Raw genomic sequence first — 24854 nt, forward strand, 5'->3', positions numbered from 1 at the left:
CAAGGGCGTTCCCAACCCGCAGGTCTCGCGATTCGCCTTCCTCAATCTATGCGCTCCCCGTTCGTCCTCACAACGATCGGTGAAACGAGGTGAGCGGACAGCTTATGGCATTTTCGCTATGTGACAATTGCGTGACGGACATGTGGGATTGCCAAGCGTGCAACCTGGACCACTCAGTCCTCTCCAGCCGACGGCAGTCTGCCTCTCTTCCAAGCAGGTGATGGTCCATACGTATTGGGAAGAAGGATGCGCGATCGCCCGGCTGTCCGGCGATCCCCGTGACTATGCCGGCAGACGTACTCCTTCGGAAGGGTTCTCACCGCTACATTGCCAGGCCAGCTTCTGCGGAAACCGGATTTTCAGTGGCTCAACCTACGCCAGAACCAGCCGCAAATACGCGCGCAGCATATTACGTCCTTATTACTTTAAGTTTTTCCGGAGGTCGCGTAATATGAAAACTTGGCCCAGTCGCCCCAGAAACCATTGATTTTACGATGATTTCTGGAGCGGGCGAAGGGATTCGAACCCTCGACCCCAACCTTGGCAAGGTTGTGCTCTACCCCTGAGCTACGCCCGCTCTGGCAGCCGATTGGGAAGCCCTATCGGCGGCTGAGGCGTGGCAACTAGCAGCGGTTTTCAGGCTCGGCAAGGGGGAATGTTATAAAAATTCCGCAGCCACAAAATCTCTGGCGAAAGGGCACGGCTTCCTTGCGTCCCACCTTGCGCGCGCGGGGTGACGCTTCCCATATGGCGGGCTATAAGGATCGCAATTACCGTAAGCATTGGCAGGAGATAGACGTTGGCGACTTTGGGAATGAGCGAAAAGGACAAGGCTGCGGTGGAGGATTTCCGCCGCGATGTCGTGGACCCGTCGCGCACTTCGCTCGTCATCGTCGACTTCTGGGCCGAATGGTGCGGCCCCTGCAAGCAACTGACTCCTGTGATCGAAAAAGTCTGCGCCGAATATGAGGCCAAGGGCGTCAAGCTGGTGAAGGTCAATGTCGACGAAAATCCCTTCATCGCCAGCCAGTTTCGCGTCCAGTCCATCCCCACTGTCTATGCGGTGTTTCAGGGCCAGCCGGTCGCCGACCTCAGCCAGGCCCGGACCGAGGGGCAGTTGAAGCAGATGCTTGACCAGGTCCTTGGCCAGTTGCCGATCGAATCGGATGAAAAGGCACAGGCGCAGGAAATCGCGCCATTGATCGCAATGGGCGAGGAGGCACTGGCCGGAGGCGACGCCGACCGCGCCCGCTCCATCTTCGAACAGATCGCCACGATGGCGCCCGACAATAGTGAGGTCGCCTCCGGCCTCATTCGTGCGCTCATCGCCCTCAATGAACTGGACGCGGCAGAGGCGTTGCTCACCAGCCTGCCCGCAGAGGTAGCAAAGGAACAGCCGATCGAGCGCGCCCGCGCCGCGCTCACCCTTGCCCGCGATGTGCGTCCCGTCGCCGATCTGTCGGCGGTGGAAGCCAAAGTCGCGGCCGACCCGGATGATCACGCCGCCCGGTTCGAACTGGCGGGCGGCCTGATGGCCAATGGCGACCGCGACGGTGCCGCCGATGCCCTGTTGGAGATCGTCCGTCGTGATCGCGAATGGAACGACGGCGCAGCACGCGCGCAGTTGCTTACGGTGTTCGAGGCGGTTGGCCTGGAAGATCCCTGGGTCGCCGCGCAGCGCCGCCGCCTCTCACAGATACTCTTCGCCTGATCCCATGGCCCGGCAGCGCATCTCCATCTTCCCCCTCGCGGGCGCGCTGCTCCTGCCGGGGATGCAGTTGCCGCTCCATATCTTTGAGCCGCGCTACCGCGCGCTCATCCACGACGCGATGGCGCGCGATCGGCGGATCGGCATGATCCAGCCGCGTGGAGGGGGAGTGGTGCCAATGCTGTTCACGGTCGGGTGCGTTGGCCATATCGCCGATATCGAGGCGTTGGAGGATGGGCGCTTCAACATCGTCCTCAATGGCATCTCTCGCTTTCATGTCCTGCGCGAGTTGGACGTGACCACGCCCTTTCGCCAGATTGAGGGCGAGGTTGAGGATGTGACGGACGATGGCCACGACATATTGGCGGCGATCGAGCGCGCGGCGCTGGAACAGGAAGCCCGCCGCTTTGCCGAAGCGCAGGGCTATGTCGTCGACTGGACTGCCGTTTCGCGGCTGGACGACGCCTCCCTCGTCAACGGCATCGCCCAGATCGCTCCCTTTGACGCTGCGGCCAAACAGATATTGCTTGAGGCCGATACGCTGAGCGATCGCGCCGACAAGACCATCCAGTTGATGCAGTTTTTCGGCCGCACGGAACGCGACGGCAGCGCGACCATGCAATGAGCGACGCGTCTCCCATCGACCCATGGCTGCTGGCAAAACTGGTCTGTCCCGTTACCCGCACACCCCTGCGCTGGGACGCGTCGAGCGGTGAACTGGTGTCGGATGCCGCCGCCCTCGCCTTCCCGGTGCGCGATGGCGTGCCAGTGCTCGTCATACGCGAGGCGCGGACGCTTTAACGCCGCGACGGCGCCTTCGCCATCAGCGCATCCACAATCGCCTCCGTTTCGCCCGGCTCGATCGGCGCGCGATAGGCTTCGCGCATCTTGTCGACGGTGGCGGTCCATTGCTTGCGGTCGAGCGGCGGCTGATAACGGATCATCGTCACAGAATGACAGGCAAGGCACCTGCCGTTCAGCAAGGCCGCCTGCGGCCCCTCGCCAAATGTTTCTTCATCGGCAGGCAGCGCGATGCTGTCCGACCGGATCGTGGCGAGGGGCGCGACGGAGGCATCCGCCTCACCTGACGGCTCCCCGCCACAGGCGCCAAGCAGACCAAGCCCCAAAAGGGCGAACGACAGACGCATCGACATCCCCCTCAAACGATCATGACCGGGCAGGCTTCGACGCAATTGCGCATATAGCCGCCGGGGTTCCAGTTGGCCGCCATCGGCTGGACCGCGCCGTCGCTGTTGGTGCAGCGGCTCATCAACGTCATCGGCCCTCGCACCCGGATCGGCAAAGCGCTGGCAAAACGGCGGAAACTGTAGCGCCCCTCATCCGGTCCCAGCGTCGCGTCCTGCCAACTAGCACCGCCATCGGCGGACACCTCCACGCGCTTGACGCCCTTATCGCCGCCCATGGCAATCCCCCCCACCGGCAGGCGCGGACGATAGGCCAGCCGTGCGCCCGGCTCCACATTCGTGATCCAGGACCGCGCGTTCATCGCGCTGATCGGGGTCTTGGGGAAGGTCTCCGTGCCCGGCGGCACATTAGCGCCCGGTGTTGCGGGAATCTGATAGGCCTTCGCCATCCAATAATTCTCGTCCGGCCCATCGATCAGCGCGATATGGTTGAGCGCCTTGACCCAATAGGTCGAATACCAGCCCGGCACGATCAACCGCAACGGAAAGCCATTGAGCAGCGGCAACTGCTCACCATTCATGGCAAAGGCGACCATCACTTCGCCATCCATCGCATGCGGCAAAGCCAGCGATTTTTCGAATGCGTCGACATCGGTCAGCGGCTTGTCCAGCCCGCCAAAGCGTACCGCGCTTGCCCCCCGCTCGATACCCGCCGCCTCCAGCAGCGTTTTCAGCGCCACGCCTTCCCAAAGCGCATTGCCCATCGCCCCATGCGCCCATTGCGCGCCCGGCACGCGCGGCTGGAAAAATCCACGGCTGTTGCCCGAACATTGATTGACCGCCGCATAGGAGATGCGCGGCAGCTTCAGCAGGTCGGGCAGTGAGAAGGATAAGGGCCGCCTGCCCCCGGTGACGGACAGACGAAATTTTGTCGCATCGACATCCGTCGGAATATCGGCCCAATGCCAGCGCACGAAGAAGCGATCATTCGGGGTGAATACATTTTTGTCGAACACGTCCATCGGTGTTTCCAGCAGGGGCGGCCGGTTGCGCTGGACGATCATCGTCCCCTTGCCGGGAAAGTCGCCGGACAGTGGGCGCTGGTCCGGCCCGCCCTTCATCGCCAGCCGGACGAGGCCGTCCTGCGCCAATGCCGCACTTGCCGTCGCAACGCCCAGCGCGCCGCCAACCAGCAGGCGTCGCCGCGCTATCGTCCGCGCCAGCATCGAATCGAACCGGTCCATGCCCGTCTCCCTCGTTCGTTGCGGTGCTAAAGCGTCAGCGGCCCATGCTCGATATGCGGCAGCACATGGCGCGCAAACAGGTCCGCCTCCGCCGCATGGGGATAGCCTGACAGTATGAAGGCGTCGATCCCTTCGGCCTGATAGGCACGCAGCTTCGCCAGCACCTGATCGGGATTGCCGACGATTGCCGCGCCGCAGCCCGACCGCGCCCGGCCGATCCCGGTCCACAAATTATCCTCGACAAAGCCATCGCCGCCCGCTGCCGACCGCAGTTCCGCTTGTCGCGTCACGCCCACGCTGGCGCTGTCGAGCGACTTCTGCCGGATCGCCTCACCGGCGTCGGCATCCAGTTTCGACAGCAGCCGGTCGGCATAGGCGCGCGCCTCCTCCTCCGTTTCCCGCACGATCACATGGGCGCGATAGCCGAATTTGAGGCTACGGCCATGCTTCGTCGCGCGGGCGGTCATGTCGGCAATCGTCTCACGCGTCTTTTCCATCGTGTCGGGCCACATCAGATACACATCGCAGCCCTGCGCCGCCGCTTCGCGCGCATCTTCCGACAGGCCGCCGAAATAGAGCGGCGGGCATTTGCCCGACACGGTGCCGATCCTTGGCGGTGCGAGATCGAGATCGTAAAACTCGCCCTTATATTTCAGATACTCGCCGGACAACATGATCTTCAATATCTGCATGACCTCCAGCGTGCGCTGGTAACGCGGCTTGCTCTCCAGCTTCTCGCCCGGCAGGTCGGATGAGATGATGTTGACGGTCAGCCGCCCGCCCAATATGCGGTCCAGCGTGGCGATGCGGCGCGCCAGTTGCGGCGGCCAATCCTCGCCCATGCGGACGGCCCAAAGCAGGCGCATCCTTTGTACCAGCGGCGCGATCGCGCCCGCGAACATGGTCGTATCAATGCCCAACTGGTAGCCGGACGGCAGCAGGATATTGTCGAACCCGCCCTTTTCCGCCTGCATCACGATATTGCGGCAATGCTCCCAACTGGATGCAAGCATCGGATCGGGCTGGCCCAGAAATTCATAATCATCGTCGCACAGCGCCGAAAACCAACTTACTTCGCAGGCCCTGGCTTCGCTTGGACCCGTCATGCCAATGTCGTTCATGGAAGTGGCTCTCCTTTTGCTGCGACCAATACCGCGTACCAACGCGCGCGGGTCCAGCGGACCTTGAGCGCGTCGGCAGCTTCCGCGATCCGGTCTGCCTTTTGTGATCCAACGATGGGAATACAGCGCGCCGGGTGCGCCATGATCCAGCTATAGGCCGCCGCCGTCCGCGACACGCCAAAATCCGCCGCGACCGCGTCGAGCGCATCGGCCACCGCCTGCGCTCTCGGATCGGCTGGCGCGGCGATCCGCCCGCCACCCAGCGGCGACCACGCCATGACCGCCATGTCCATTGCGATCGCCTGATCCAGTTCGGCATTTTCGATCGGTGCCAGTTTCAGCGGCGACAGTTCGGGCTGGGTCGATACGATCGGCAGGGTCAAATATTGCTGCAACGTCGCAATCTGGCTGACGGTGAAATTGGACACGCCAAAGCTACGAATCTTGCCTGCCTTGTGCGCGTCCTCGATCACGCGCGCAATTTCCGACGGGTGCGTCAGGATATCGGGCCGGTGTATCTGCCACAGGTCGACATGACCGGTGCCCAGCCGGGCCAGCGATGCGTCGATCGCCGCACCCAGATAAGCCGCGCTCGAGTCATAGGGCACGCCCATCGAAATGCCGCCCTTGGTCGCCAGAACGATCCGGGCTCGCAGCCCCGGTTCAGCCGCCAGAGCACGGCCCAGCAACTGCTCGGACGCTCCGAACGGTTCCCCATTATCCGGCCCATAAATGTCGGCCGTGTCGATAAAGTCGATGCCCGCGTCCAGCGCCGCATGGAGCAACCGCCCGACCGCCCCCACATCGTCGCCGCACAACCGCCAGTTACCCCAGGCGAGCGCGGACACGGTAATACCGCTCTTGCCCAGCGGGCGGCGAGCGTCGGGAAGGGGCAGAAGTTTCATATCTATCCTGTCAGGTAATGATGTCGGGGTTGATCGTCGCGACGGACGCGCGCTCGATCAGTGCGTGGGGCAGCCGGCGGTGCGTCAACTGAACGCCCTCCAGCAGCAATTGGGTGGCGGCGAGCGCCAGTTCGCGGGTTGGTTGATGGATCGTGGTCAGTTGCGGCCAGACCATGCGGGCCAGCGTCGTATCATCGAAGCCCGTCACCGACAGGTTTTCGGGCACGGACAGGCCCATGTCATGCGCGACCGACAATACGCCCGCGGCCATGTCGTCATTGCTGGCGAAGATCGCGGTCGGGCGACGCGGGCTGCTCAGAAAATGGTGGGCCGCCGCGACGCCGCTGTCGAAATCAAACGCGCCCGCCGCGACCAGCGCTGGCTCGAACCCGATCCCCGCCCGGTCCAGCGCCCGGCGATAGCCGAACAGTCGCTCTTCCGACGCCATATGGTTGCTATGGCCCTTGATGAATCCGATCAGCCGGTGCCCCTTGTTGATGAGGTAGGTCGTCATGTCGTCGGCGGCCTGCGCATCATCCATGAACACGGACGATGTCATCGCATGATTGGTCCCCGGCGAAATCCGCACGAAGGGAATGTCCATGCCGTCGAGCGCCTTCAGCACCGGCACGCAGTCGGTAACGGGGGAGGACAGGATGACGCCATCGACATGCGTTTCCGTCACCAGCCCGCGCACCTGATCACCCACGGTCGCGTCGGTCACATCGACCGGCTGGGCCAGCAGCCGCATCCCCGCCTGATGACAGCCCTCCCAACAACCCATCTGGACCTGGTTCATATAATAGGGGCTGTGATTGTCGTAGATCAGCGCGATCTGGCCGGACTTGGTGCCTGCCAATATGCGCGCGGCGATGCTGGGCCGAAAATCCAGTTCCCGCATCGCCTTTTCCACGCGATCTTTCGTGTCCTGGCTGACATAGCGATGTCCGTTCAGCACCCGGCTGACGGTCTTTACCGATACGCCTGCGCGCGCAGATACGTCGCGGATATTGGATCGCTCGCTCATGCCCCTGCCCCCCCGGCAAAAGAGGCGAATAGTGGCGCGAAATCGCTCTGTGGGCGATAGAAAACCGGCGGCTGCCCATAGGACGCGTTGATGACATGCGTGCCAGGCGCATAATCCGCGCCCGACCAGAGATGACGCCACATCCCGTCGCCCGGCAGGATGACGGAACGCGCGCTCGCCTCCGCCTCGATCACCGGCGCGACCAGCAGGTCGGCGCCGTAAAGATATTGGTCCTGCACCCCGAACAGCCGCTCCTCGAAATAGTGGAGGAACAAGGGCCGTTGCACCGGCAAGCCGGTCGCCACCGCCTGATCGCTCACATGCCGCACATAGGGCGCAAGCGCCGCATGCACCCGCGACATGGCCGCGAACTGCGCCAGCAATTCAGGACTGGAATCGATCTGCATATTGTCGTCAGGCCTGTTGCCCTCATGGCTCCGCATTACCGGAGAAAAAGCGCCCAGTTCGCACCAGCGCATCATCAAATCGACGGTCCGCACATTGCCGTGCAGGCTGGTATAACCGCCCACATCGCTATGCGAGTAAGCATTGCCGACCAGCCCCGCCGACAGCGCGGCGGTGATAACCGTGTTGATGCCGTCATGCCGGGTGAAATCGACCGACTGGTCCCCTGCCCACAGCAGCGGGCAATGCGCCTGCACGCCCGAAAAGCCCGCGCGCATGAAGAACACCGCCTCGCCCGTCTTGCCGCGAGAGACCACCGCCCGCGCATTCGCCTCCGCCCACAACACCGGCCAGCGATTATGCATCAGCATCGGGTCGCTGCCATCATGCAGCCGCAGATCGACGGGCAGATATTCGCCGAAGTCCGCCATCCAGCCTGACAGGCCGAAATCCAGCATCTCCTGCCCGATCACCCGCTCGGCGAACCAGTCCATCGCCGCGGGGTTGGTGAAGTCCACGACCCCACAATCAAACTCGCCAAAATCGACCAGATAAGGCTCGTCACCCTCCTGCCGCAGCGCCAGATAGCCCCCGGCCACAGCTTCCTGATATTGCACGCCATCATTGGCCAGATAGGGGTTCACATAGCCCAGAAACCGCACGCTCCGCGCCGCCAGATCGGCAATGCGCGCAGGCAGGTCAGGGTAGCGCGCATCGTTCCATGACCAGTCCCAGAACAGTCGCCGCCCGAAACTGGTCTGGCGAATACCGATCCAGTCCTCGCACCACAGGCCACTGATTGCCGCCCCCGCTTCCATGATCGTCTCAAGCCGCGCGAAGCTCTTATCGCCATCCTTCAGGCCCACAATCGCCCCGCCGATCGCCCAGTCTGGCAAGGCAGGCTGACGGCCAAAACGCGTACTGAGTTGCCCAACCAGCCCAATCAGGTCCGGCGCGGTGAAAAATTCCAGCGTGACCCGCCCTTCCCAAACCTCCAGCCGGTGATGGTCGGGATCGGTAAAGTCCAGAACCGAATAAGCACTGCTATCGACATGGCAGGCATAAAGGCGCGACGACAGGAAGGTCGGCTGCGGATAATTGGTCCACCAATAATCGCCGCCCGCCATGCCCTGCTCATCCATCAGCCTGGTGAGATCCGTACTTTTGTCGCGTCCGACCCCCGGCTCGCTGGTCCAGATCGGGAAGCGGCGGCCCGACAGGTCGAGATAGCTCATCTGCTCGCCGCCGCCCCAGACATGCTCGTCCGGTTGCGCGACAAGCTCGATCCACAAACGGTCCCAACCGGGTTCCAGCGTTGTGATATCCAGCGCTCCGCCCGCCGCGCTTACCCGCAACAGAGGCGCGCCCTCCGCCTGCGCGGACAACAGCAGATCGCCCGCGTCCATCCGCGCATGAATCAGTGCGACTCGATCCATTGGCGCGTCGCTAATCGCAAAATTGCCCCGCACCATGCGAATGTCGGGTTGGCCCCGCGCGATCGAAAAAGCCGGGTGATCGGACGTGCTGCGCAGGATCTCCTGTCCAGCCAGCAGGCAGGCAAAGCCATCTTCCTGAAGGACAAAAGTCAGCGTCACGATCCGGCTCCCTATTGTGGTTCTTGTGCAGCAGGGCGCGCTGCAACCGCCCTGTCTGATATGACACCGCTTGACATAAATACCAGTCTCAATCAAGAGAACAACCAACCAACAGGACAACCTGCGGACATCAGGGCCTTTGGGTCGCATGGGTTTTAGGAGGGGAGAATGACGATTTCGGCACAGTCCACAGGCCAAAAGGCGCGCAACGCGCTCGGCCTCTCGGTTTCCATCCTTGCGCTGGCGGTGCTCTCGCCCGCTTACGCCCAGGTGCAGGATATTGTCGTGACTGCTCAAAAGGTTGAGCAGAATCTTCAGGACGTCCCCATCGCCATCAGTGCAGTCACCGGCGAAGCCTTCAATCGCGCAGGCGCAAAAAGCCTGGAAGACATCACTGCGATCGTCCCCTCCGTCACTTTCCGCAAGGGCACGACCAGCGCCAACAGCGCGATCGTGATGCGCGGCGTCGGCACCATCAGTTTCTCGGTCGCCGCCGAACCCAGTGTGTCCACCGTTGTCGACGGCATCGTGCTGAGCCGTTCGGGCCAATCCTTCCTCGACCTCGTCGATTTCGACCGACTTGAGGTTCTGCGCGGCCCGCAGGGAACGCTGTTCGGCAAAAATGCGTCGGCAGGCCTGGTCAACATCGTGTCAAAGGGCGGCACCAAGGATTTCGAAGCAGAAGCCAATATTTCCGGCACGACCGACGAGGAATATCGTGGCCGCCTGACCTTGTCCGGCCCGCTTGGTGAAAACCTCACCGGCCGCGTCACCGGCTTTTACGGCAATTATGCGGGCAACCTCACCAACATCTATGGTGGCCGCAAGAAGGATGTGAACGGCTACGAACATTATGGCGCGCGCGGCCTGATCGACTATGATGGAGAAGGCGGCCGCCTTCGCCTGATCGCCGACTATTTCAAGGCTGACGACAATTGCTGCGCCGAAGTGACGGGCGTGTCGCGGGGGCCGGTTATCGACGCGGAACTGGGCATCATACCGCAGGGCGAAGATACCCGCACCGTCAACCAGAACCTCGTCACCCGCTCGCTCGATCGGCAATATAGCTTTACACTCAACGCCGACATCGACACGTTCGCCGATCACACGGTCAGCATCATCACCGGCTATCGCAACTGGAAGAACACAGAAATCCGCGACGGCGACTTCCTGCCCCGCGCGATCGTCGGCACACCGGAACTGCACGACAATGGCACGGTGGAGACCGATCAGCTTTCCGCCGAAGTCCGCCTGGCTTCGCCCCAGAATCAGGCGCTGACCTATCAGGTCGGCGGTTTCCTCTGGTATTCGAAGAACAGCCAGGATTTCACCCGCCGTGACGTGACCTGCACGACGTCCACCTCGCCGGTCGATCCGGTAACGGGCGCGCAGCCGTGCAACCTTGCCGATCCGGTCAACACGCTTTTCCCCACCGCTACCTCGCGCAGCGACGTATCGTTCCGCAACTGGGCGCTGTTCGGCCAAAGCACCTATGAATTCACACCCGCGCTGCGTTTCACACTGGGCGGTCGCTATACGCATGACAGCGTATCCTACACCCATTTCCGCGCGCCCTCGGTGAACGCCACGACGGGCCTGCCCGCCGCTGGCGCAGGCCTTTCGGGCGTCGGCGCGGGCGGCACCATCGCCACCGGCGGCAACGGCACCAACCTGTCGCGGGGCAACACCAGCGCCAATAATTTCTCCGGCAAGGCGGTGCTGCAATATGATGTGGCGCGGGACGTCATGCTCTATGCCAGCTATACGCGCGGCTATAAGGGACCGGCGTTCAACGTCTTCTTCAACCACACCGCGCCGACCAACTCGACGCCGATCGACCCGGAAACCTCCAACAGCTACGAAATCGGCTTCAAGAGCCAGTTCTTCGACCGCAAGCTACAGGTGAACGCCTCCGCCTTTCTGGTCGACTATGACGGGTTTCAGGCGAACAATTTCGTCCTGCTGAACGGCGCGGTCGTCACCAACCTCACCAACGCAGGCACTGTGCGGTCCAAGGGGTTCGAGGTCGACGCCACCTTCGCACCGACCCAAGGTCTGACCTTCCGCGCCAACGCCGCCTATGCCGATGCGCGGGTCCGCAAGTTCAATCCCAACCCGCTCACCAATGCGCCCGACGCCCGCGACGGCACCCGCCTGCCGCTGGCACCCAAATTCAGCTACACCGTCGGCGCGGACTATGACGCTGATCTCGGCCCGCTGAAGATGTATCTGTCGAGCGATTGGCGCCACGTCAGCAGCCAGTTTTCGGATCTGGGCGAAAGCGGCCCGATCGATCCCTACGGCCTGTGGAATGCCAGCGTCGGCTTCTCCGACGCGGAAGACCGCTATCGCCTGACCTTCATGGTCAGGAACATATTGGACGACAGCTATGTGCTGCTCAACACCACGGCGGGCCAGCGTCTGATGATCCCCCGCGATGCCGATCGCTATGCGGGCCTGAATTTGCGAGTGCGGTTCAACTGAGCAGCGGGGCGACTGCACGTGCCCCGCTCCTTCATCGCCTCACAAAAAACCCCCGGCGTGCCCTGCGCCGGGGGTTTCCTTTTGGCCTGGATTTTTTGGCTTGCCGCGATTTCTTAACCGTCAGATGAAGTCATCTGACTGGAAATCACTCTAATCCTCCGCGGGCACCAGCCTGGGCTGCATCAGGTGAATGAACGCCAGCGCCACCAGATAGGCCGACCCGCACACCACAAACAGCGGCGCATAGCCAAGACCATGGTCCAGCGACCAGCCTGCAAATTCGATGATCCCCGTCCCCGTCAGATTTCCGCCAATCGCGCCCAGCGCGATGACCGTGGCGATCCGACGGGTGGGGATGATCTCCGTCGCCATGCCGAAAATATTGGTGGAAAAGCCCTGATGCGCGAACAATCCCAACCCGATGAAGAGCGCCGCGATCCACGGGCTTGACGCCGTCATCGCCAGCGGCATGACCAGCACGATCAGCGCAAAGGCCAGCATCGCGCCCTTGCGCGCGGCGTTGACCGACAGGCCGCGCAGCAGAAGCGCCGGGAACAATGCCCCGCTGCTCACTGCCCCCAAGGCCGCCAGCGTGAAGATGATCGCGATCGGCCAGCCCAGCGCGCCCTGGCTCAACCCGAACTGCCGCGCGAAGAAATCTGGGGTCCAGAACAGCACGAACCACCAGACCAGATCGGTGAGCGCCTTGGCCCCCACCACAGTCCAACTGCGCCGGTCGGACAGGATCGCCCGCCACTCGACCTTACCCCGCGTCGTCGCCGTCTGCCCCGCTATGGGCGTCAGCTTGCGCGTATTCCACTGCCACAGGATCAGCCACACCAGCCCCAGCCCGCCGGTGACGATGAACGCCGCCTTCCAGCCAAAGGCGATGGCGAAGGGCGGGATCAGCAGCGGCGTCAGGATCGCGCCGATATTGGGCGCGGTGTTGATGATGCCGATGCCGATGGAACGCCGCTGGATCGGCAGGTAGATCGCTGCCGTCTTCATCGCGGCGGGCGTGTTCACCGACTCCGCCGTCGCCAACACGGCGCGCGCGATCACGAATTGCTGTACGGTGGAGGCCAGTGCATGCGCCATGCCCGCCAGACTCCAGATTGCGACCGCAAAACCATAAGCGAACCGCACGCCGAACCGATCGACGAACCAGCCCACGCCCAGCAGCGAGGCCGCCGCCGCCAACTGGAAGATCGACCCCAGATGCGCGAATTGCTGGTCGGTCCAGTGGAACTCCGCCTCCAGCATCGGTTTCAACAGCGCCAGCACCTGCCGGTCGACATAGTTAAGCGCCGTCGCCAGAAAGATAAGGCCGATCAGCATATTCTGCGCACGCACCGCGCCCGGCTCGACTGCAGGCTGCGAGAGCGCTGACGGCGGTGATGTTGGGGATTCTGGCAACAAGGTCATGCATCGCTCTCCCACAGATCGTCGCTTGAGATCGACGACATTTTATGGCCCTATTTTGCGGGCGCGCACGCAAAGCTCTTGCTCCATTGCGCGCATCGCCATACACGTCGATATGACACCGCAGGACATACAGCAAGTATCTTCCGCAAGGTGCAGGACTAAAGGGGCGAGGACAGGTGAGCGCAGATCATGCCGGCGACCTTTATGGTGAAATGTTCCTGGCCGACCAGATCGGCCCGGCGCCGTCGCGCAGTCGCCTCGACAACTGGAAACTTCTCTGGCCCGGTATCGCCATCTGCGGCATCGCCAGCATCGCGGCGGCCTGGCTTTCTGAACATTATGGCGCACCGATCATCCTCATGGGCCTGCTCATCGGCCTCTCATTGAACTTCGTGACCAGTGAGGCACGGACGCATCCCGGCCTCGACTTCGCGTCAAAGACCTGCCTGCGCTGGGGCATCGTCGTCCTCGGCACGCAAGTCACCATCGCCCAGATCGGAGGGCTTGGCCCTATCCCCTTCCTGGCCTTGCTGTTGGTGATGGCAGGCGCGATGGGCGCGGCCCTGCTGGTCGCGCGGTTGACCGGCCAGAGCGCCGCCCTCGGCCTGCTTGCGGGTGGGGCGACCGCCATCTGCGGCGCGTCAGCCGCGCTCGCTTTGTTCGGCGTGCTCGGCGGCCGACGCATCAGCCAGGGGCAGTTCGCCCTGACGCTGGTCGTCATCTCGCTCGCCAGCGCGCTGGCCATGTCCTTCTATCCACCACTCGCAGGCCTGCTCCATCTGGACGACCGGCAGGCAGGCTTTCTGATCGGCGCGTCAATCCATGACGTCGCGCAGGCGATCGGCGGGGGCTATGCCTATTCCGATACGGCAGGCAGCTATGCCACCATCGTCAAACTGTCCCGCGTCGCCCTGCTCGCCCCGGTCGTCGCGATCGTGTCGGTGCTGGTCGCCGATGACGGTGCGTCGGGGCGTAGCTGGATCAGGAAACTCGCCATGCCCTGGTTCATCACCCTGTTTCTGGCGGTGGTGGTGCTGAACTCGCTCGTCGCCGTGCCGGCGCCGGTCGCCCATATCAGCCTGATCCTGTCGAAAGCGCTGCTGCTGCTGGCTGTCACCGCAACCGCAATGCGCTCGCGCCTCGACCTCATCATGCAGATGGGCTGGCGCGCGGCGATGCCTGTGGTTGCGGCGACCATTGCCTCCTTGCTCGTCGCGACGGCGTTCAGCATGATGATCCTGTGAAAAACGGTATGAACGACCCCCTTTACGATATCGCGATCATCGGCGGCGGCGTGAATGGCTGCGGCATCGCCCGCGACGCGACGGGTCGGGGCGCGCAAGTCTTGCTGCTGGAAAAGGGCGATCTGGCGAGCGGCACCTCCTCGGCCTCGACCAAGCTCATCCATGGCGGCCTGCGCTATCTTGAACATTATGAGTTCGGTCTGGTGCGCGAATCCTTGTCCGAACGCGAACGGCTCTGGGCCATAGCCCCGCACATCATCGGGCCGATGCGCTTCGTTCTGCCGCTTGTGAAGGGGTTGCGCCCCCGCTGGCTATTGCGCCTCGGCCTGTTCCTCTACGACCATATCGGCGGTCGCAAAGCCCTGCCCGCCACCCGGTCAATCGACCTCCATAGCCATGAGGCAGGCAAGGCGCTCAAGCCCGGCTTCGGCCCCGCCTTCGTCTATTCGGACGGCTGGGTGGACGATGCGCGCCTCGTCATCCTCAACGCCCGCGACGCTGCCGACCGGGGTGCTACCATCCGCACCCGCACCCCCGTCGATCGCATCGAACGGATCGGCGGCGAATGGCTGATCCACAGCGGCGCGGACAACTACCGCGCCAAAGCCATCGTAAACGCCGCCGGTCCCTCGGTCCTCGACCTGCTCGGCCGCGCGGGCCAACCCACCGACCGCAAAATCCGGTTGGTGCGCGGCTCGCACATCGTCGTACCGCGCCTGTTCGACCACCCCTACGCCTATTTCTTCCAGATCCCCGATGGCCGCATCTTCTTCGCCATTCCCTATCATCATGACTTCACCCTGATCGGCACCACCGACCGCGACCATCACGGTCCTTTAAGCGATGTGCATGCAAGCGCGGAGGAAATCGCCTATCTCTGCGACGCTGCCAACGCCTATTTCGCCAAGGCCATTACGCCTGCCGATGTGGTGTGGACCTATTCCGGCGTCCGCCCGCTGATCGACGATGGCTCAGGCAAACCCGAGGCGGCCACGCGCGGCTATAGTTTCGAGCTGGACCTGAACGATGATGGCAACGCCCCGCTTCTCTCCATCTTCGGCGGCAAGATCACCACCTATCGCCATCTGGCCAAGGATGCGGTGGAGAAGCTCAAGCCTCATATCGACGCGTTGACCGGCGATGACTGGACCGCCACCGCTCCGCTTCCTGGTGGCGATTTCCCGATAGATGGTATCGACAGGCTGAAGGCGGACCTTGCCCGCGCTTACCCTTTCCTCGCACCCAATAGCCTCGACCGCATCGCCCGCGCCTATGGCACCCGTGCTCAGGTCTGGCTGGACAAGGCGACCGACGCCGCAATGCTGGGCCAGGATTTCGGCTACGGCCTCAGCGCCGCCGAAGTCGATTATCTGACCGCGCAGGAATGGGCGACAACCGCCGACGACATCCTCTGGCGGCGGACAAAACTTGGCCTGCGCCTTGACGCCGCACAGGTCGAAACATTGAAAAACCATCTGGGTGAAGCGCTGTGAGCGGACAATATATCCTGGTCCTCGACGAAGGGACCACCTCCACCCGGGCCATTGTCTATGCGCCCGATGGCGCGATCCTGCACATCGCCCAGCAAGAACTGACCCAATATTATCCCCATCCCGGTCATGTCGAACATGACGCCGCCGAAATCTGGAACAAGACGCTGGCCTGCGCGCGGCAGGTGATCGCGCAAGCGGGCGGTGCCGACCGCATCGCCGCGCTAGGCATCACCAACCAGCGCGAAACGGTTGTCGCCTGGGACCGACAGACCGGCGAGCCGATCACCCGCGCCATCGTCTGGCAGGACCGCCGCACCGCGCCCCGCTGCGTCGAACTGCGTGAGGCGGGGCATGAAGACATGCTCCAGACCCGCACTGGCCTGGTCATCGACCCCTATTTTTCGGGTACGAAGATGCGCTGGATATTGGACAATGTCCCGCAAGCGCGCGCGCTGGGCGACCGGCTGGCGCTGGGCACGGTGGAAAGCTGGCTCGTCTGGAAGCTGACCGGCGGTCTCCACATCTCCGACGCCAGCAACGCCAGCCGCACCCAGTTGCTTGCCCTTGATGGCGCGGATTGGGACGAGGATCTGCTTGGCCTGTTCGGCGTGCCCCGCGCGGCGCTGCCTGCCATCGTCGACACATTGGGCGACCTTGGCCACTGCGACCCCGCCCTGCTGGGCGCAGCCATCCCGATTTGCGGCCTCGCGGGTGACCAGCAATCGGCGACCATCGGCCAGCACTGCCTCAGCGTCGGTGATACGAAGGCAACCTTCGGCACCGGCGCGTTCATCCTCACCAATATGGGGGCGACCCTCCCCCGCTCGTCCCACCGACTGCTCGGCACGATCCTGTGTCAGCAGGGAGGCCAGCGCACCTACGCGCTCGAAGGGTCGGTCTTCGTCGCGGGCAGCCTCATCAAATGGCTGCGCGACGAACTGGGCGTCATCCGCACGGCGGGCGAGAGCGAACAACTCGCCCGCGCCGTGCATGACAATGGCGGCGTCCTCTTCCTCCCCGCCCTCGCGGGTCTGGGCGCACCGCATTGGCGCCCGGATGCAAAGGGCGTCCTCACCGGTCTGACGCAAGGCACGAGCCGCGCGCATATCGTCCGTGCAGCGATGGAATCGCTCGCCCACCAGTGCCACGACCTGCAATCCGCTTTCGCCGCCGATGGCGCGGGCTGGACAATGCTGCGAATTGACGGCGGCATGAGCGCCAATAACTGGATGGCGCAGGATCTGGCCGATATTCTCGCCCTGCCCGTCGAGCGCCCCGCCGATACCGAGACGACCGCGCTCGGCGCCGCTATGCTCGCGGGCGTCGGCGCGGGCCTCTACGCCTCGCTGGAGGACGCCATCGCCATGCGGGGCACCGTGACGCATTTCACCCCGAACATGCAGGAAAGCGTCCGCACGGACCGCATCGCCCTGTGGCAAGATGGCCTGCGCCGCCATATCGGCTGAACAGCCTTTATCCCCGCGACGTGCATCGCTAGGGTCCGCCCCATGCGAACACTCCGAAGAACGGCCCGTACCGCCAGCGCCGCGACAGCCCTGTTGATCCTGTCCGCCTGCGCCGGCGGTAATTTCCGTCCCGTCAGCGACACGCCCGTAAAGATCGGCCGCCCCTATGCAGTACGGGGCACCACTTATGTGCCCGCCGCCGACCCTACTTATGACATGCTGGGTTATGCCAGCTGGTATGGCAGCGAGTCCGGCAACCGCACCGCCAATGGCGAGAAGTTTCATCCGGCCTGGATCACCGCCGCGCACACAACGCTGCCGCTGCCCACCTATGTCGAAGTCACCGCGCTGGAAACGGGCCGCCGCATCATCGTCCGCATCAACGACCGTGGCCCCTTCGCCCGCAACGGACGCATCATCGACCTGTCCCGCGGAGCCGCCGAACAGCTAGGCATCCGCGCCCGCGGCCACGCCCCCGTGCGCGTCCGCAACATCGACCCATCAGAAAAGGACCGCAAACGCCTCCGCAAAGGCAAACCGGCCCGCGACTTGCCCCCGGTGAAAGAGAAGACTCTGCAAAATCTGCGGACACAGCTGACAGCGTCAGGTAATTAAAAACGGCGCAGCCTCACCCAAAAGCTGGCCCCGCCAGCCCACGCGCATGATCCCGTACCCCGCTCGCCCACGCTTCAGTCGCATCCGCAAAGCCCATTGCATCGCGCGCATAAAGCGCCCGGATCGCCACTTCATACCCCGTCCGATCGCCCGCCATCGCCGTCATGAAATGATAGGCCGCATCCATCGCCGCGCGGGGCGTGGTGCTGCCTGCCTCCGCCTTGCGCGCCGCCTCGACCAGCTTGCGGAGGGTCGCGGATGCTCCCCCCGGTTGCGCCGCCAGCCAGTCCCAGTGCCGTGGCAGCAGCGTCACCTCGCGCGGTTGCACGCCCAGCTTGGGGCGTCCTCGCCCGCGCGGCGCCTCGTCGGACGCCCGCGCATCGCCGCGCAGGTCAATATCCACCTGCTTGCCCGTCGCATCGTCGAACAGCAGAACATTCTGTGCGCCATCTCCCAGCGCCAGCACCGCCGCGCGCACTTCAACCTCATCGCCGGTGCCGATCCAGATATCGCCTGCAAAGGCCGTCAAAGTCCGTAGCATGTCAGATCTCCTCTGACACAGTATTTATTACCCGGATTTTATTAAGTCAATATATCCGGGTATAATTACCCGACATCGCGCAAATTGATCCAGGTCGGCGCATGGTCGCTCGCCTTCTCCCGCCCGCGAAAATCCTTGTCCACCTGCGCGTCGACCAGCCGATCGGCGGCAGCCGGACTAAGCAGCAAATGATCGATGCGAAAGCCCGCATCCCGCGGCCAGGCATTCATCTGATAGTCCCAATAGGTCCATACGCCGCCCGCCGGATGGCGGCTCGCCAGCGCATCGGTCCACCCGTCGCCCATCATCGCGCGATAGGCGGCGCGGCTTTCGGGCTGCATCAGCGCGTCATTCTCCATCGCCTTCACCGAATAAGTGTCGCGGTCGAACGGGATGACATTATAGTCCCCTGCCAGGATCGCGGGCACTTCCTCGCCCCAGATTTCCGCCGCGCGCGCGCGCAATCGCTTCATCCAGCGCAGCTTATAGTCGAATTTCGGCCCCGGCTGCGGATTGCCGTTGGGCAGGTAGATACTGGCGACGCGCACGCCCTTCACATCAGCTTCCAGATAGCGGCTATGCTCGTCTTCCGGTTCGCCCTCCAGCCCACGACGGACCTCCACCGGTACCTCGCCGCGCGCCAAAATCGCGACTCCGTTAAAGCCCTTTTGCCCGTGCCAGATCGCGCCATAGCCCGCCACCTCGATATCCTTCTCCGGGAAGGTTTCGTCAGACGTCTTGATTTCCTGAAGGCAGGCAATGTCGGGCCGTGTTTCCTCCAGCCATTCCACCAGACGCGGCAAGCGCGCCTTGATACCGTTGATATTGAAGGTGGCGATGCGCATGGCCAAATGGTCTCCTCCCCAGCATCCCTAGAGAGGTGAAGACAGAGATCAAACCGAAAAGCTGGTCCCGCATCCACATCCGGCCGTGGCGTTAGGGTTCGTCACCTTGAACGCGGCCCCGCCAAGGTCGGAGACGAAATCAACCGCCGATCCGCGCACCAGGTCCAGGCTGACATCATCGACTACCAGCGTCACGCCATCGCGCTCGACCGCCAGATCGTCGCTTTCCACCATATCGGCCAAGCCGAACCGATACTGGAAGCCCGAACAGCCACCACCCTCAACCGCCAGACGCAGGATCGCGGGCTTGCCCTGTTTGGCGGCGATAGCGGCCACGCGAGCAGCGGCGGAAGGAGTCAGATCAATGTCGGCCATGCTGCTAAGATAGGGACAAGCAAAAGGCCCGGCAAGCCATAGGCTGCCGGACCTTTGGAAACTTCGAGAAAAGCGTCGAAAATATCGGCCTCAATGAGCCGCTTTTTCGTCCGCCTTGCTGGGACCACCCATTGCGATCGGCGGCTTGGTGTTCATCGCGACCAGATAGTCGGGACCGGCGACGAAGGGGATCGGGTTGATCGCCGCGCCATCGACACGGACTTCATAGTGGAGATGGCTGCCGGTCGAACGGCCGGTCGAGCCCATCAGGCCGATCAACTGGCCGCGCCGCACATAGGAATTCGCGGCAACGATCAGCTTCGACATATGGCCGTAGCGCGTTTCCATGCCACCACCGTGCGAAATCTGGACGAGGTTGCCATAGCCGCTGGCCCAACCGGCGCGGCTGACGATGCCGTCTGCGGTGGCGTAGATCGGAGTGCCGACGGGGCCGGGGATGTCGATGCCCTTATGCATGCGGGCGCCGCCATTGAAGGGGTCGGAACGGACGCCGAAATTGGAGGTCAGGGATAGTTTCGCAACCGGGCGGCCCGAGGGGATATAGGTCGCCGACTTGACCGCGCCGTCCATGCGCTGAAGGCTGGAAAACAGGTTGGAGAAGCCTGCATCGCCCTTGCCCAGCGCACTGGCGCTCGCTTCGGTCACATCGCCATAGGGATCGTCATCGTCGCTGGCCTGGGCCGGCGCGGCGGCGCAGAGCACCCCGGCCATCCCGGCAACCGCAGCAATTTTCGCTCTCCTGGATATTCGTTGGAACCAATGAGAATCGCGACCGTTGACACTAATAGAAATCGACATGCAGACCCCGACTTATGGACCCAGGGTTCTGTAATGCCCTGTGGCGTTCCCGAAAATTAATTAGCAGAGTTAACTGCCCCCGAGTGCAGAGTGCAAATCCGCGCTCATGTTGCAAGCGCAACATAGAAATCCCGCGTCAGACCGGCCTCATCGCGCGCCGAGTCGTTGAACGGTGGCTTAACAGCACCACGAAAGTGGCGCTTTACAAGGATTTGGTAATATTTGGCGGCATCCTGCCCCCTTCGGTTCGCCGCCCAGACGAACCATGTCGTCCCCGCCCGTACATGGCGAATCTCATCGCCCATGATGCGTTGCAAAATCCGCGCCGAGGGCGCGTCGCCCGCATCACGAAACCGCACGATCATGGACGGGGTAATGTCCAGCGCCCGCGCCTCCAACACCATGGGCACCACGGCCAGCCGCGCCAGCCCATCACCTGCCGTTTCCTCTGCCGCCTGCCACAGCCCGTCATGCGCAGGCAGCGCACCATAGTGGCTGCCCAACAGCCGCAGCCGCCGGTCGAGCAGGGCGAAGTGCATCGCCTCATCCGCGCCGACCCGCATCCATTCATCGATAAAGGCCGGAGGATAGTCGCGCCCGAAACGCCCGATCAGGTCAAAGGCCAGATCGATCGCCACAAATTCGATATGGGCGAGCGCATGGAGCATCGCGATCCGCGCCCGCTCCGTCCCGCCCTTGCCCCGCCGAGGCATTTGATTGGGCGGCAGCAGTTCCGGCGTCGCGGGCCGCGCGGGGCGATCGGGCATGGCGACATCGAACGCCCGTTCCAGCCGCCCCAGCCGCCAGTCGCGCGCCGCCGCCCGCGCCGCCATCAGCTTGGCGCGGGGATCCGCTGTCGTCAGTACCGTGCGACAGGCGGCAGCGACGCTCCTGCCGCTCACAACGACTTTCTCACAGGGCCTTCACGGCCTCCAACACTTCCTCGGCATGGCCCTTCACCTTGACCTTGGGCCAGGCGCGCAGGATGACGCCGTCCGCATCGATCAGGAAGGTGGCCCGCGCAATGCCCATATATTGGCGGCCATAGAGGCTCTTTTCGATCCAGGTGCCAAACGCCTCACAAAAGCCGCCCTCCTCATCGGACGCCAGCGTCACCGCCAGCCCATATTTGTCGGAGAATTTCTTCAACTTTGCGGGCTTGTCCTTCGACACGCCGACCACCGGCACGCCCGCCTTGGCGAAATCACCGGTCAGCGCAGTGAAGTCCTTCGCCTCATTGGTGCAGCCGGGCGTATCCGCCTTGGGATAGAAATAGAGGACCAAGGGCGCGCCCCGATAGCGCTCCAGCGTGAAGCTGGTCCCATCCGCATCCTTCAGCGCCGCACCGGGCACGCTATCGCCTTCGCTCAACATCCTGTCGTTCCTTTCAGCGCCTGCCACTCGTTACCGATGCTCTGGCGCGCCTGCGCGTAGCTTGCAAGCAGCGCGGGCCAATCGGCCTGCCCACAGGCCCGCGCCACCAACGGTCGGCTCGCTTCCCGAGGTTCGGTCGATTTGGGCGACACCAGCCGCGACACCACCAGAAAGCGGGTGATGAGATCATGCGCCGATACCAGCGAAGCCGGCAAATGTCCCGCCGCGACCAGCTCCCGCAGCGCCACGCCCAGATCGGGGTCGAACGCCATATGATGCCGGAACTGCATGACATGGATCAAAAATTCCAGATCGACCAACCCACCGGGCACCAGTTTGACGTCCAGTTCGCTCGCGGGCGGCTTATGCGTGGCGATGTCGCCCCGCATCTTCACCGCCTGCCGCGCCAGATCGTCGGTATCGCGCGGCCGCTCCAGCGTCTCCGACAGGATCGCGCCGAGCGCCGCCCTTGCAGCGTCCGGTCCGAAGACGGGCCGTGCCCGTGTCAGCGCCAGATGCTCCCAGGCCCAGGCTTCCTCCCGCTGATAGCGGGCGAAACTTTCCAGACTGACCGCCAGCAACCCCTGTGCGCCTGATGGTCGCAGCCGGGTATCGACCTCATAGAGCGGCCCCGCCGCGGTCGCCACCGACAGCGCATTGGTGATCCGTTGTGCAAGGCGGTTGAAATATTGGGTCGCGCCCAGCGGCTTCGCGCCATCCGATTCGGTCTGAAAATCGCCGGTGAACAGGTAGACGAGGTCAAGGTCCGACGCATGGGTCAGCACCCCGCCACCCAGCCGCCCCAGCGCCAGTATCAGCAACTCGCCACCGGGCACCTTGCCATGCTGTTCCTCGAACGCCATCACGGTGCCGCTGGCCAGCGCCTCGATCGCGCCTTCCGCGACACGGCTATAGGCCCGCCCCGCCTCCAGCGGATCGCCGCCCCGCACGATCTGCGCCCCGATCGCAAAGCGCCGGTCGCCCACGCGCTGGCGCACCCGATCGAGCAGCGCCTGATAATCCTCACCCGGCTCCAGCGCGCCAAACTGTCGCGCCAGCATCGCCACATCAGGCGGCGGATCGAAGGCTGAGGCGTCGATCAGTCCATCGAGCAATTCCGCCCGCCGTCCCAGCGCATCAGCCAGCGCAGGCGCGTGGCTCAATATCTCAGCAAGCAGCGCGACAAGGCCGGGTCGCGCCGCCAGCAGTTTGAAGAAATTGATGGCGCTCGGCAGGCGCCCGATCATGTCGTCCAGCCGATTGAGCGCCCGATCCGGGTCAGGCGCGGCGGCAAGCGCGCGCATCAGGCCGGGAAGCAGTTCCTCCAGCGCCTCACGCGCCGGGCCGCTGCGCAAAGCCCGCACCTTGCCTGTACGCCAATGGGCGATACGCGCCAGCGGCACCTGCGGATCGGCAAAGCCCAGCGCGACCAACTGCTCGCGCAGCCGATCATCATCCATCGACAGCGCGGCCTGTTCGTCATCGCGAGCGGGCGTCAGCTTGTCGTAATTGCCGCCTACCCATTCCACATGCGGGCGCAGCAATGCCAGCAAGGCGTCGCCATCGACCAGTCCGTGCAGCCGCGCGACATTGTCCATCGCATCCGCACCAGTTGGCAGTTCATGGGTCTGCCGATCCTCGACCATCTGCAAGCGATGCTCAATCGTGCGGAACAAGACATAGGCCTCGTCCAGCTTCTGCGCGACCTCTGGCTCGATCACGCCCGCCGCGCCCAGCGCCGCCAATGCCTCGCGCGTCGCGCCAGAGCGCAGCGACGGATTGCGCCCACCGTGGATCAACTGATGGACCTGCGCGAAAAACTCGACCTCGCGAATGCCACCGCGACCGCGCTTCAGGTCATAGCCCGGCCCGAACGCCTGCCCCTGCGCATAATGGTCGCGGATACGGCGGCTAATGTCGGTGATCGCGTCGATCGCCCCGAAATCCAGGCTCCGCCGCCACACGAACGGGCGAATGGAACGCAGGAAATAGTCGCCCAGCGCGATATCGCCTGCCGCCGCGCGCGCACGGATGAAGGCGGCCTGCTCCCATCCAACCGCCGTCGATTCATAATAGCCGATCGCCGCCTCCACCGGCAGCGCGATCGGCGTGGCCTCCGGTGAGGGGCGCAGGCGCAGATCGACGCGAAAGACATAGCCATCGCCATCGCGCGCCGACAAAATCTCGCTTACCCGCCGTCCGATCCGCACCGCCGCATCGGCCACATCTTCCCGCTCGCCGTGCGGCATGGCTCGCGGGTCATAAAGCAGGATGGGATCGATGTCTGAACTATAGTTGAGTTCCCGGCTGCCATGCTTGCCCAGCGCCAGCACCGCGAAACCGCCCGGCGGCGCGTCGGGATAACGCTCCGCCATGGCAGCCGCGATCGCCTCGTTAAGCGCGGTGTCGGCCAGGTCGGACAGGGTCCGCGTCACCCGGTCCATATCCCATGCCCCGGCAACGTCCGCGACCGCCGTCACCAGTGCCAGCGCACCCTTGCGGCGGCGCAGCGACTGGGCAACGCTTGATGCACCGTCCCCGGCCTGATGGGCCTGCGCCAGCGCCGCTTCTGCGTCACCGTCGGTCAGCAACGCGACCAGCGCTGGGTGGCGATCCATCAACCGCGACAGAAAAGGGGAATGAGCCTTCGCCCGCGCCAGCGCCTCTTGCCAGTCCGGCGCCTGAGACTGAGGTGGGGATTGAGGTTTTTGGGGCCGATTGACGGTCATGCCTGCTCCTTTTTCGATGGGCTATGCCTCGCTTTACCGAAATTGCCAGAAACTTTTGCGCGCGCGGGCCGTTCTAAACTCCATGGACATGCAGCGGAAACCTATCGGCCAGCGGAAACCTATCGGCCAATCGGCATTCGGACGCGATAATGGCGCGCGCCTCGTCGTGAACGTCGATCTGCCGCTGCCCTATGAAGGGATCGGTAACGCCTTGCGCGCCAGTTATCGCCCTGCGCCAACCGATCTTCCATCGGATATGCTTGATTTGCTGGGCAAGCTCGGCGGCATGTGAAG

At 63.7% G+C, this 24854-nt stretch carries 23 protein-coding genes and 1 tRNA gene; 9 read left to right on the forward strand and 15 right to left on the reverse strand.

Features of this window, described 5'->3' with window-relative positions; genetic code table 11:
* Positions 1-502: 502 nt before the first annotated feature.
* Positions 503-577 (reverse strand) — tRNA-Gly (locus WFR25_RS22590).
* Positions 578-799: 222 nt separating this feature from the next.
* Between WFR25_RS22590 and WFR25_RS22595 the strand changes: the two genes are divergently transcribed.
* The 3 genes from WFR25_RS22595 to WFR25_RS22605 are packed head-to-tail and all read left to right on the forward strand — an operon-like array spanning position 800 to position 2509.
* Positions 800-1711, forward strand: coding sequence for a tetratricopeptide repeat protein (locus WFR25_RS22595; RefSeq protein ID WP_336973886.1), 912 nt, complete (start codon positions 800-802; stop codon positions 1709-1711).
* A 4-nt stretch (positions 1712-1715) separates the two neighbouring features.
* Positions 1716-2333: an LON peptidase substrate-binding domain-containing protein gene (locus WFR25_RS22600; protein ID WP_336973887.1), complete on the forward strand. Its 618-nt coding sequence runs from the start codon at positions 1716-1718 to the stop codon at positions 2331-2333.
* Entirely contained in the window at positions 2330-2509 is a 180-nt protein-coding gene (locus tag WFR25_RS22605) for a Trm112 family protein (protein ID WP_336973888.1), read from the forward strand. The genes WFR25_RS22600 and WFR25_RS22605 overlap by 4 nt, the downstream gene beginning before the upstream one ends.
* Here WFR25_RS22605 and WFR25_RS22610 read toward each other — a convergent pair.
* The 6 genes from WFR25_RS22610 to WFR25_RS22635 are packed head-to-tail and all read right to left on the reverse strand — an operon-like array spanning position 2506 to position 9150.
* Positions 2506-2856 (reverse strand): cytochrome c, encoded by a 351-nt coding sequence (locus tag WFR25_RS22610; RefSeq protein WP_336973890.1) that lies wholly within the window; start codon positions 2854-2856, stop codon positions 2506-2508. The two genes, WFR25_RS22605 and WFR25_RS22610, sit on opposite strands and share 4 nt — an antisense overlap.
* An 11-nt stretch (positions 2857-2867) precedes the next feature.
* Positions 2868-4097 (reverse strand): molybdopterin-dependent oxidoreductase, encoded by a 1230-nt coding sequence (locus WFR25_RS22615; protein ID WP_336973893.1) that lies wholly within the window; start codon positions 4095-4097, stop codon positions 2868-2870.
* Between the two features lie 26 nt (positions 4098-4123).
* Positions 4124-5218 (reverse strand): LLM class flavin-dependent oxidoreductase, encoded by a 1095-nt coding sequence (locus WFR25_RS22620; protein ID WP_336973895.1) that lies wholly within the window; start codon positions 5216-5218, stop codon positions 4124-4126.
* A complete protein-coding gene (locus tag WFR25_RS22625) occupies positions 5215-6123 on the reverse strand; it encodes an aldo/keto reductase (protein ID WP_336973898.1) in 909 nt (302 codons plus the stop codon). The genes WFR25_RS22620 and WFR25_RS22625 overlap by 4 nt, the downstream gene beginning before the upstream one ends.
* A 10-nt stretch (positions 6124-6133) precedes the next feature.
* Positions 6134-7150, reverse strand: coding sequence for a LacI family DNA-binding transcriptional regulator (locus tag WFR25_RS22630; RefSeq protein WP_336973900.1), 1017 nt, complete (start codon positions 7148-7150; stop codon positions 6134-6136).
* The gene (locus tag WFR25_RS22635) at positions 7147-9150 is read right to left on the reverse strand and encodes an alpha-glucosidase (protein WP_336973901.1); all 2004 of its coding nucleotides are present in this window, start codon (positions 9148-9150) and stop codon (positions 7147-7149) included. Before WFR25_RS22635 ends, WFR25_RS22630 begins: the two co-directional genes overlap by 4 nt.
* A 168-nt stretch (positions 9151-9318) precedes the next feature.
* Here WFR25_RS22635 and WFR25_RS22640 point away from each other — a divergent pair, with 168 nt between their 5' ends.
* Positions 9319-11634, forward strand: coding sequence for a TonB-dependent receptor (locus WFR25_RS22640; protein ID WP_336973903.1), 2316 nt, complete (start codon positions 9319-9321; stop codon positions 11632-11634).
* A gap of 150 nt (positions 11635-11784) precedes the next feature.
* On the opposite strand, the gene WFR25_RS22645 is transcribed toward WFR25_RS22640, so the two are convergent.
* The gene (locus WFR25_RS22645) at positions 11785-13059 is read right to left on the reverse strand and encodes an MFS transporter (protein WP_419723178.1); all 1275 of its coding nucleotides are present in this window, start codon (positions 13057-13059) and stop codon (positions 11785-11787) included.
* 176 nt (positions 13060-13235) lie between these two features.
* Between WFR25_RS22645 and WFR25_RS22650 the strand changes: the two genes are divergently transcribed.
* Genes WFR25_RS22650 through WFR25_RS22665 form a run of 4 tightly spaced genes read left to right on the forward strand, consistent with a single transcriptional unit; the run spans position 13236 to position 17877 of the window.
* Positions 13236-14303: a YeiH family protein gene (locus tag WFR25_RS22650; protein WP_336973905.1), complete on the forward strand. Its 1068-nt coding sequence runs from the start codon at positions 13236-13238 to the stop codon at positions 14301-14303.
* An 8-nt stretch (positions 14304-14311) separates the two neighbouring features.
* Positions 14312-15796 (forward strand): glycerol-3-phosphate dehydrogenase, encoded by a 1485-nt coding sequence (locus tag WFR25_RS22655; RefSeq protein WP_336973907.1) that lies wholly within the window; start codon positions 14312-14314, stop codon positions 15794-15796.
* The gene (locus WFR25_RS22660) at positions 15793-17262 is read left to right on the forward strand and encodes an FGGY family carbohydrate kinase (RefSeq protein WP_336973908.1); all 1470 of its coding nucleotides are present in this window, start codon (positions 15793-15795) and stop codon (positions 17260-17262) included. Before WFR25_RS22655 ends, WFR25_RS22660 begins: the two co-directional genes overlap by 4 nt.
* Positions 17263-17304: 42 nt before the next feature.
* Positions 17305-17877 carry a septal ring lytic transglycosylase RlpA family protein gene (locus WFR25_RS22665; RefSeq protein ID WP_336973910.1) on the forward strand — a complete coding sequence of 191 codons (573 nt, stop codon included), beginning with the start codon at positions 17305-17307 and terminating at the stop codon, positions 17875-17877.
* Positions 17878-17890: 13 nt separating this feature from the next.
* Here the strand turns inward: WFR25_RS22665 and WFR25_RS22670 are convergent, their stop codons facing one another.
* The 7 genes from WFR25_RS22670 to WFR25_RS22700 form a co-directional block, all read right to left on the reverse strand.
* Entirely contained in the window at positions 17891-18418 is a 528-nt protein-coding gene (locus WFR25_RS22670; protein ID WP_336973912.1) for a DUF2239 family protein, read from the reverse strand.
* A gap of 65 nt (positions 18419-18483) precedes the next feature.
* Positions 18484-19263, reverse strand: a complete 780-nt coding sequence (xth, locus tag WFR25_RS22675) for an exodeoxyribonuclease III (protein WP_336973913.1) — start codon at positions 19261-19263, stop codon at positions 18484-18486.
* A 48-nt stretch (positions 19264-19311) separates the two neighbouring features.
* Positions 19312-19638, reverse strand: coding sequence for an iron-sulfur cluster insertion protein ErpA (gene erpA / locus WFR25_RS22680; protein WP_336973914.1), 327 nt, complete (start codon positions 19636-19638; stop codon positions 19312-19314).
* Positions 19639-19728: 90 nt separating this feature from the next.
* Positions 19729-20457, reverse strand: coding sequence for a M23 family metallopeptidase (locus tag WFR25_RS22685; RefSeq protein WP_419723179.1), 729 nt, complete (start codon positions 20455-20457; stop codon positions 19729-19731).
* A 104-nt stretch (positions 20458-20561) separates the two neighbouring features.
* Complete coding sequence (locus WFR25_RS22690; protein ID WP_336973916.1) at positions 20562-21359, reverse strand: ferritin-like domain-containing protein; 798 nt, start codon at positions 21357-21359, stop codon at positions 20562-20564.
* A gap of 10 nt (positions 21360-21369) precedes the next feature.
* Positions 21370-21831, reverse strand: coding sequence for a thioredoxin-dependent thiol peroxidase (gene bcp / locus WFR25_RS22695; RefSeq protein WP_336973917.1), 462 nt, complete (start codon positions 21829-21831; stop codon positions 21370-21372).
* Positions 21825-24560, reverse strand: a complete 2736-nt coding sequence (locus tag WFR25_RS22700) for a bifunctional [glutamine synthetase] adenylyltransferase/[glutamine synthetase]-adenylyl-L-tyrosine phosphorylase (RefSeq protein ID WP_336973918.1) — start codon at positions 24558-24560, stop codon at positions 21825-21827. Before WFR25_RS22700 ends, bcp begins: the two co-directional genes overlap by 7 nt.
* Before the next feature lie 88 nt (positions 24561-24648).
* On the opposite strand from WFR25_RS22700, the gene WFR25_RS22705 reads away from it, so the two are divergent.
* On the forward strand, positions 24649-24852 hold the full coding sequence (locus WFR25_RS22705; protein ID WP_336973919.1) for a hypothetical protein: 204 nt from the start codon (positions 24649-24651) through the stop codon (positions 24850-24852).
* Positions 24853-24854 lie beyond the last annotated feature (2 nt).

The sequence above is a fragment of the Sphingobium aromaticiconvertens genome, assembly GCF_037154075.1.
Classification (GTDB): domain Bacteria; phylum Pseudomonadota; class Alphaproteobacteria; order Sphingomonadales; family Sphingomonadaceae; genus Sphingobium; species Sphingobium aromaticiconvertens.